The sequence below is a fragment of the Achromobacter sp. K91 genome (assembly GCF_003576205.1).
Classification (GTDB): domain Bacteria; phylum Pseudomonadota; class Gammaproteobacteria; order Burkholderiales; family Burkholderiaceae_B; genus Achromobacter; species Achromobacter aegrifaciens.
Window position 1 is genome coordinate 81425 of record NZ_QWFB01000035.1, and the last position, 8356, is coordinate 89780.

Annotated in this window: 7 protein-coding genes and 1 pseudogene; all 8 read right to left on the bottom strand. The window is 68.5% G+C overall.

All coding sequences use genetic code 11. The features are described 5' to 3' along the window. Positions 1 to 41: 41 nt before the first annotated feature. The gene (locus DXK93_RS18040; RefSeq protein ID WP_233564563.1) at positions 42 to 1052 is read right to left on the bottom strand and encodes a type II secretion system protein; all 1011 of its coding nucleotides are present in this window, start codon (positions 1050 to 1052) and stop codon (positions 42 to 44) included. 44 nt (positions 1053 to 1096) lie between these two features. Next, positions 1097 to 1717, bottom strand: coding sequence for a type 4 pilus major pilin (locus tag DXK93_RS18045; RefSeq protein WP_054458681.1), 621 nt, complete (start codon positions 1715 to 1717; stop codon positions 1097 to 1099). A gap of 61 nt (positions 1718 to 1778) precedes the next feature. After that, on the bottom strand, positions 1779 to 2915 hold the full coding sequence (locus tag DXK93_RS18050) for a hypothetical protein (RefSeq protein ID WP_054458682.1): 1137 nt from the start codon (positions 2913 to 2915) through the stop codon (positions 1779 to 1781). Then, the gene (locus tag DXK93_RS18055; protein WP_119450752.1) at positions 2908 to 4659 is read right to left on the bottom strand and encodes an ATPase, T2SS/T4P/T4SS family; all 1752 of its coding nucleotides are present in this window, start codon (positions 4657 to 4659) and stop codon (positions 2908 to 2910) included. The genes DXK93_RS18050 and DXK93_RS18055 overlap by 8 nt, the downstream gene beginning before the upstream one ends. Further along, positions 4656 to 5153 carry a hypothetical protein gene (locus tag DXK93_RS18060; protein WP_119450753.1) on the bottom strand — a complete coding sequence of 166 codons (498 nt, stop codon included), beginning with the start codon at positions 5151 to 5153 and terminating at the stop codon, positions 4656 to 4658. The genes DXK93_RS18055 and DXK93_RS18060 overlap by 4 nt, the downstream gene beginning before the upstream one ends. Then, entirely contained in the window at positions 5140 to 6462 is a 1323-nt protein-coding gene (locus DXK93_RS18065) for a hypothetical protein (RefSeq protein ID WP_233564564.1), read from the bottom strand. The genes DXK93_RS18060 and DXK93_RS18065 overlap by 14 nt, the downstream gene beginning before the upstream one ends. Positions 6463 to 6464: 2 nt before the next feature. Next, entirely contained in the window at positions 6465 to 8051 is a 1587-nt protein-coding gene (locus tag DXK93_RS18070; protein WP_119450754.1) for a type II secretion system protein GspD, read from the bottom strand. After that, positions 8048 to 8335, bottom strand: a pseudogene (locus DXK93_RS18075) (toxin co-regulated pilus biosynthesis Q family protein); the annotation flags it as partial. The pseudogene DXK93_RS18075 and the gene DXK93_RS18070, both read right to left, overlap by 4 nt. Between the last annotated feature and the right edge of the window lie 21 nt (positions 8336 to 8356).

Below are 8356 nucleotides of genomic sequence, written 5' to 3' on the forward strand. Positions count from 1 at the left end.
GGGTTGGCGGGCATCCCAGGAAAAGAGGCCGCACGGCAGCCTCAGCGCACGCAGACGTAACCTGTGGTCCGGCCCATCGCCTCGTTCCAGTCGTCCCGCCCGGAAACTGCCACGGGCGTATAGCCGCCAGGGCAGGAGCAAGCGCCGGTGCGGGGATTCACTGTGGAACGGTTGCAACCAAACGGGAAATTGAGGCTGAACGCCCCGCCGAAGCCGCCGCTTGCCGGCGCCCAGACCTGGGACTGGCAGGTCAGCAGTTCCCCCTGTGCCGAGGTGGCTATGGTGCCAGACGAGACGCCACATGACTGCCCCACGCTGGCGCGAGCGCCGACCGTCAGATAGGAGCCGACCTGCGCCGAGGATGCAACGCTCAGTTCACCCTGCAGCTGCGGATCGCGCGTATCCCGTATCCGGACATAGCGCTCCAGATCCGGCCCGCCGGTCCCGGCTCCCGCCCACAGGGCGAGCGTGCCCGGCGCATAGGCCGGCCCGCCGGACGCCAGGGGATTGGCGAAACTGAATGCCGCGCCGCGCACCAGACCCGGCGTCGCCGGCCACACCGCCCCGGCGTAGCCGCCAGCGGCATCGATCACGGCGGCGATGGCGGTCAGGTCCGGCGTTTGCGTCCCCGTTTTGATCAGAGGCGTGGCGCTGTAGACCAGTCCGTCCATCCGGCAACGTTCGCCAGGGCACGCCTGCGAGCGCGCGATCCGGATCTGAGCCGAGAAGCCCAGGGCGGAACGGTCGGGAAAATCGGCGGGCAACAGCCCCAGTCCGCGCAATTCACCCACGGTGGGCGCCAGTGGATCCGCGAACAGCGGACTCCCCTGTTCGCTGCGGGGCACGTCTCCTTGGGCGAGGATGGTGGAGTGCCGCGCCAGCACCGCCGTTACCGCCAGGCGGATCTGCGTCAGCCATACGCCGGCGGCACGGGCAGCGGCATCCTCGATCCGCTGCACCACCTGGCCTGAGGCCCAGATGGCCGCCATGGCGCTCAAGGCCAGCGCCACCACCAAGCCCGGCAACGAAAAGCCGCGTTGACGCAACCGCACGGCAACACGCTGCGATCGAGCAGCCGGGATACGCGCGAGCCGGCTCATTTTGCGAGGAACACAAAGGTGTTGACGTCGCCCGGGCTGCATTGGGCCTGAGCCAAGGCCGCGCGGTAGGGCACGCTGGGCGTCGCGAACGCGTCCTTCACGACCCGGAGGCCGCCTCCCCCGCCGCCTATCGAGATGGTCTCGGACATCCGCTGCAGCACCGAGGCGAGCGACGGGCATGCTGCCTGGCTGACGTTGGTCAGCTTGATGGAGAATGCGGAACCCTGCCCCGCGCTGCCGAACGAGGCGGCGGCGACCTCGACCACCCCATTGCCTCCGACGCCGCTGCCGCCCAAGCCATGGGCAATGCGCGCCGCGCCCCCTGTCCCGTCGACGGCCAGGACGCTGGATTCCCGCAGCGCATTGGCCATGGCGCCCGTGTCCAGACCGGCATAGGGCGTGACCCCGCCGCCTTGCGCATTGGTCTTCATGCTGGCGATGAAACGCTGCAGTTCCTCGCCTACTTTGGGAACCTTGTTCTCCACGACATAGGCGCCAATGGCCGGAATGCCAACGATCGCGATCAACAGGACGATGGCGGTGACGATGGACACCTCCATCAATGAAAAGCCCCGCTGCCGCTTGGCGCGTAATGGGATTGCGTGGACTTGGTGCATGCTTGCTCTCCTCGTGAAAAAAGCACGCAGGCGGATAAGCGCCGCATGCCTGATGCAGCCCCTATTGGCTTGCATAGAAATTGGTCAACGCCTGGCGCAGTTCGTCGATCACGGCGTAATGCCAGAGCGTGATGCCCAGCACGCCGGCCACGGACGTGAGCAGCAATGCCCAGCGCAACACCGACGCTTGACGACGCACCCGCGCCAGCAGGCGCGACTCGACGCGCAGCCGCACCTGCGCAAGCCCGGCCTCCATGCCCAGAGCGTCCATCATGTCGGCCATGTACCACCAGGTATCCGCGTCCAGCAGCCCTGTGCCGAAAATCTCCGGCCCCGTCTGGCCGCCGTCTATCCGTCCCAGCATGTCCAGCAGATGCGCATGCATCCAGGGAACCGTATCCCGGGCCTGCACGGCCAGGGCTCGCCTGAGGCGGGTGTCGGCCGCGCCGTGCTGCCTGACCAGCACGGCCAGCAACGCAAGAAAGCGGATGGCGTGGAAATCGCGGTAGAGCCTCCAGAGCAGCCAGCGGTCCAGCCGCGACCGCGCAGCGCCCGTGTAGCGCGGCAGCGACCACAGGCACAGCAAGGCCAGGCCCAACAACAGCACCAGCCACAGGGCCAGCCATTGCCTCAGGCCTTGGGACAGCGCGAACAGCGCGCGGGTCATGCGGCCGTACTCCTCCGCCGGCACGGCCTGGAACACCTGCTGCAAGCGCGGCACGCTGAAAAAAGGAATGGCGCACAGCAAGGCGAATGCGACGGCTGCCGCCGCAAGGCCCGCCGCCGCGGCCGAGACCAGCGCCAGCCACGCATCCGACGCCAGCCGTACAGCCCTTGCCACGTCCCGCAACGCGGCGGACAGATCGCCGCCTTCTTCCTGCACGCAGCTGAGCAGCACGCATTCACTGGACGGCAGCGTGTCCGTCCAGGCCACGCCCAGATCGCCGCCGGCCTCCAGATACATGCCCGCCCAATGCCTCGACAGCCGGCCGCGCACGGTATCCTCGCCATGACGGCGCGCATCGTCCTCGAAGACGTCGCGCAAATTCTTACGGCCCTGCGTTCCTTCGACCAGGTCGGCCAGATACTCGTAGTAGTCCGCTCGCCCCGCACGAAAGCGCAGCGCGTCCAGGCGCAGCGACAGCGTGCGACCCGAAGGCAGGCCGAGGAAGGGTCGCGCCAACAGCGGCTCAGCCATGGCCGCCCCCGCCGGGTCCAGCGCTCTGCGCAGGCAAGACTGCTGGAAAGTCGAAGCGGCGCAGCAGCACGCGGGGATCGACCTCGCCACGGCTGACCTTGTACAGGGCGCAGTCCCGCGCTAGCGCGCCGCGCGCGGCCTCGCTGCGCCAGGCGGTGGGCCCGGCAGCCTCGGCCTGGCGCTTGAGCCCCACGTTATCGCGCGTACGCACCCGCTCAAGAAAGCCGTCGACGCGCTCGGGCTCGAGCATTTCCGCCGCCACGCTACGGCCTGCGATGCCGTTCAACTCAGGCAATTGCGGGCGCCTGCAAGCGCTGCAACCTGCGGCATTCCTGACCCGGAGCGCGTCAGGATCCAGCAGGAACTCATGCTGCAGCCGTTTCAACCATGCCTGCCATTCGGGACGTTTACCGCTCCCGGCGGATCTGGACCACAGACTGTCCACGGGCAGCGAGCAATGGCTGCACAAGCGCGGCAGCAAGGTCTGGTAGACCAGCAACTTGAGGATGCCTGGCGTAGCCAGAAAATCGCGCGACACGCCGATCGAATCCGACGCCAGGCGTTCGGGTATCAGCACGGCGCCCGCGGCGTGGGTGGTGGTGTACAGGCTGACGCCCGAGCCGGCCAGATCCATGAACGCACGGCCGGTATCGGCGTCCCGGATCTCGCCGATCAGCAGATCGTTCATCGCCGAGCGCTTGATGGTCTTGAGCTTGGCGTCGAACGCGGGCCAGGCGGATTCGGCCAGAGCGCCTCCCAGGGTATTCTGCAAGGCGTTGTCGATGACGTATTCGACCGGATCTTCCAGCGTGATGGCCTTGCGCGTGGGCGCGATGCCCCGCATCAGCGTCGCGATGGTGGTTGACTTGCCGGAGCCAACCACGCCCGCCAGCACGATGGCCCCGCCCTCGCGTTCGCGCGCCCGTGCCAGCGTTTCGACCTGCGTGGGCAGATAGCCCAACGCGAGGAGATCAGCGTTGGCGGTCGCGTCCAGCCGCAAGATGCGCAAGCAGACCGAGGGGCCGGCATCGGCGGCCAACGAGGCCCAGCGCAGCACGATAGGCACGCCATCGATGTCCAGCCCGATGCGCCCTTGCTGCTCCAGCGCCGGGTCGAACACCGCGCCGTTGCCTCCCCTGACATCCATCCAGGCCACCGCCAGGACCTCCAGCAGCGTCGCATTGGACAGGCCCGCAAAGCGTTCCGTACTGACGTATTCCCCACCGATGGTGTAGCGGATCTCGCAGGCAGCGCGCCGCCGGTTGACGTTGATGTGCACGTCGCTCGCTCCTTGCGCCACGCCCCAGCGCACGATATCCAGGAACATTGCGGCGAGGGCCGAGGCGCGCTCTTCCTGCCGCTCCTTGCCGCGCCCGGCGCACGCTGGCTCCGCCAGCTGGCCGCGTGCGATCATCAGCAGCAGCGGCGCGGGCAACTGATAGCGCGGCACTTGCGCCAGCCGGTAACCGCGCGCCCGCACCATGCGCTCGACCTCTTCGATCTGGTCGCCCTCCGTGTAGTCCTTGACCGCGAACACGGCGACCTCGCCGTTTTCGAGCAACACGGGGCACAGCCTGCCCGCGAGCGCCGCAAGATCGAAATCGCGCCCCAGCGCACGCGCGAACGCGGGCTGCAGACGGGCGATGTCGTCGGCTGTTTGAAGCTGAGGCGGCTCCCAAGCCGCCGCCGTGGAAAGCGCCACCGCGCGATGCGCCGCGACGGACGGCAAGGCATGCACAGTCATGGCCGTCCCCTGCCCGCATCGACGCAGGCGGTGCGTTCGGTATCGCCGCGGCGCAGCCTTACGCAACTGTCGTCGATGGCCAGCAGCTGATAGGCGCGGCCATCGACAGCTCCCGCGACGGGTTCGCCCCTGCCCGCCTGGTAGCGGAGCACGGCGCCATTGACGGCGATATCGGCGCTCAAGCGGCGCGCGAGGCCGAAGATCGCCATCACCCGGATATCGTCCGATGCCCTGGCCGGCGGCGTCGCCTGCGCCACGGACTCGGGTCCGGGACGGCACAGACCGGGGACGCGGCAGTCCGCCAGGGCGGCCGCAGCATCCGCGCGTAGCAAGGCGCGCACGGTTTCCGTCTCTGGCCAGGGCCGCGGTTCGTCGGCGCTTTGCGGTGACGGTTGGCCATGAGCGGCCGGAACCAAAGCGGCCGACAAGAGCAGACGCCCGATGAATCCTGCCGCGGGATTCGGGCGCGTGGCGGCGCCCCTATTCCTGTTCATAAAGTTCTCCCTGTAGTTCGGCTACCAGCGTGCTGGAAACCAATGTGGGCCGGGGTTGCGCCTGGATGTCCAGCGACAGGCGGGACCATCTGGCCGCCGCGACGGCACCGTCCAGAAGCGCGAAGGAACGCAGCGGTCCCCGCAAGGTGATGGCGCGGCTGCGAATGGCAGGTTGCAACGGCATCGGGGCGTCGATTTGGCCCGCGACGGGTTGAGACTGCACTGGCAACGGCAGCGGCAACGCGGCCGCGAGGATCACCGACGTAAACGCCGCCCGCATGCGTTGCAGCGCAGCGATCAGCCCGGTATCGACCTGCAGCGATGAGGGCAGCGCCAGGTCCGCCAGCATCACCGGCGAGGACGCCATGCGCCATGACAGCGTGGCTTCTTCCAGCGGCTGGAATGTCACCTGCCAGCCAGCGGGCCGCAGCGCGTGCAGCACATCGTTGGCCGCCTGCGGGTGCGCCCTGATATAGACCGCGGAGCAGTTCCACGCCTGCTCCCCGGCAAGGCAGCGCGCGCGGCTCAGCGTCCAACCGCGCACCTGTATGGGCAGCTTGCCGACGCCGTCCAGCAAGCGTGCAACTTCGGCGGGAGCGTGGGCCACAGTGTTTTGCAGCAGGGTCAGATGCGGATCCCGCTGCGACGGGAGGTCCTGCGCAGCGGCCGAATCGGGCGATGCGCGGTCCGGCCTCAGCGCGGGCAGACCGTCCCATATGGGCGGAGCGACAGCGGCAAGCGCGACGCAGGCCAGGAACAAGCGGAACGCGAGCGGCAGCTCGGCCCAGCGCGAGGACAAGACGACCAACTGCGCGGCCGGGTCCGCCGCCTGCATCAGCAAGGCCCAGGCCTCCTCGGCGTCCCGCGCCTGCAACGCGGGGCGCCGGGCGCACAACAACGCCTGTTCACGCAAGGCTTCGTCGAGCGTGGCGTATACCCTGTCGGCCTGCGACAGTACGGTGCCGCGCTGCGCCGCCACCAGCCAATGCCCGCCGCCCGGCAGGCTGATCAGGCTATGGCCTCCGTCCGGATACAACAAGGCGTACAACTGCGCGGCAGCCTGGATGTGCCCCTGCCTGCGCCGCCCCGCCCGCGGACCGCTGCGCCACGATGAGCGCACGCGGCCATAGCCGGCCACCATGGCCGGCGCCCCGCCCACGACATAGTGGCTGGCCCGCAGGCGGCGCCCGCGCGAACGGGCCAGCGCGGGAATGTTGGAGCCGATCAGGGCGAACCAGCGCAGGCCGAACGCCAGGCTGCGGCCAGTATCTGGAACCTCAAGCAACAAGGTGGGAGGGACGCGTTCCATGCCTAGTACCCTTCCTCGACCTGGGCGGTTACCAGTACCAGGGTTGTCGTGCGTTCCGAGGCGGCGCTGTCCAGGCCGCCAGTAATGAGCGGCAGACTCGGCGCAAGCCGTTGGCGGTCATGCTGTTCCTGGCCGCGGTCGAAACCGGAAACGATGATGGGCTGGCCGGGGCGCAGCTCGACCTGCTGCACCGTGCCGTTGCCGTCGATCGTGACCTGCTGGACCTGCACCTGGTTGCCGCGCTCGCCGAACGTGATGGTCTTCAAGGGCTGGGCAACCGCGTTGTCGTAGGCCAGCGACAACAGGATCTGGCCGTCCTCCTGGATGTCCGGCAACAGCGTCAGGAACGAACCTACTGTTTCTTCCTTTTGGCTGATGGATACCGCGGGCAGCGTACCGTTGGCGCCCCCCGCCGTGGTGCCTGGGACCGCAGTGCTCTGCACCCGGTCGATGTAGCTGAATGTCGTTCTTACCGCATGCGTAACCGGACGACGGTTCAGGGTCAGGATGGGCACCTTGTTGTGCCGCACGACCGCGCCCATGGTGCTGAGCGCGGAGATGATGGCCTGAGAGCCTTGGTATGGCCCCCTGGCCGCGGAAGCCTCCAGGCTGCCCCCGCCCGATCCGGCGCCAGGCACCGCCAACCGCGCCGCCGCTCCCGCCGCGGCGTAGACGATGTTCCAGTCGATGCCGCCCGAAACGGCGTCGTTGGCAACGACCGTGATTTCCTCGAACACCAGCCGCACCCGACGGGTCAGCGCCTTGTTCTCGCGCTCGAGGTAGCGGGCGACGCGCTCGAGCGCTTCGGGCGTATCCGTGACGACAATCGAAGTGGAGCCCTCGACCGCTTCGGCGACCACGCCGGAACGTGTGAGGAACGGCACGATGTTGGCGCGCAGGACGGCCATCGCGTCATGCTGTCCCGCCGATAGGGAGGTATTGGACGTGCTCTCGAAGCCTTCGCCCTCGGGGCTGCCTTCGCGGCCCAGGCGCACGTCCACTTTGCTGCTCAGCGACAGCGCGCGCAAATCAAACACGCGAGTCTCGGTGCGGTAGAACTCGAGCGCGTTGTGCTCGTAGCGCCAATGCACCGAGAAGCGCGCGGCCAGCGTGTCGAGCAAGTCGGCCAGCGGCTGCGCGCCCGCGCGGATCTCCAGGCTGGCGGGGGCCGGCACGGACAATGCGCCATTGACGGCCAGCCGAGGCAGGAACAACTCCAGCGGCAGCAAGGCGTCGGGACGCACTCGCACTGCAATGCCGGTGGCGGCGCTCAGGCGCTGGGCCAGCATCGGCAGATCGGCGTCGTCGGCCAGTATCAAGGTTGTCCGCAGGTTCTCGCGCAATGCGGGCGGCAGCGCCACTTCTCGCGCCAGCGGCTGCGGTTTGCCGGCAAGCCAAGGCATGGCGACATCCTGGGCCGCGACGCGCTTGGCGCGATCCGACAATCCTTCGGTGAAGGCCTGATGGCTGGCGGCCACCTGGGCTTGACGCGCGTTCGCCGCGCGGCGCTGGTCCGCAACCTGCTGCGACACCGCGCAGCCGCCCAATACTCCGCAGGCCGCCGCACTCAAGAACAGTTTGCGCATCATGTCGCGGCCCCTCCTGGCGCAGCCATGCGCGTGCAGGACTGTGCCAATGGCACCACGCGCAGGACCCGGTTGCCGTAGAAGCATGGCTGCAGGGGCCTTTCGGCGAGTTCCGTGGCGCCCAGCAGTTCGCGCACGGCCGACTTGAAGTCGCCGGAGAATTCGGCCGTTGCCGACAAGGGAATGTCCACGTCCACGGCCCAGTGCTGCGGCTGGAAGGTCCAGCCCGCCAGATCCGACCAGCGCGCCAGCACGGCACGCAGCGTGGCGTCCGGCGGCGCCGCGCGGTCTGTCTCTTATACACATCT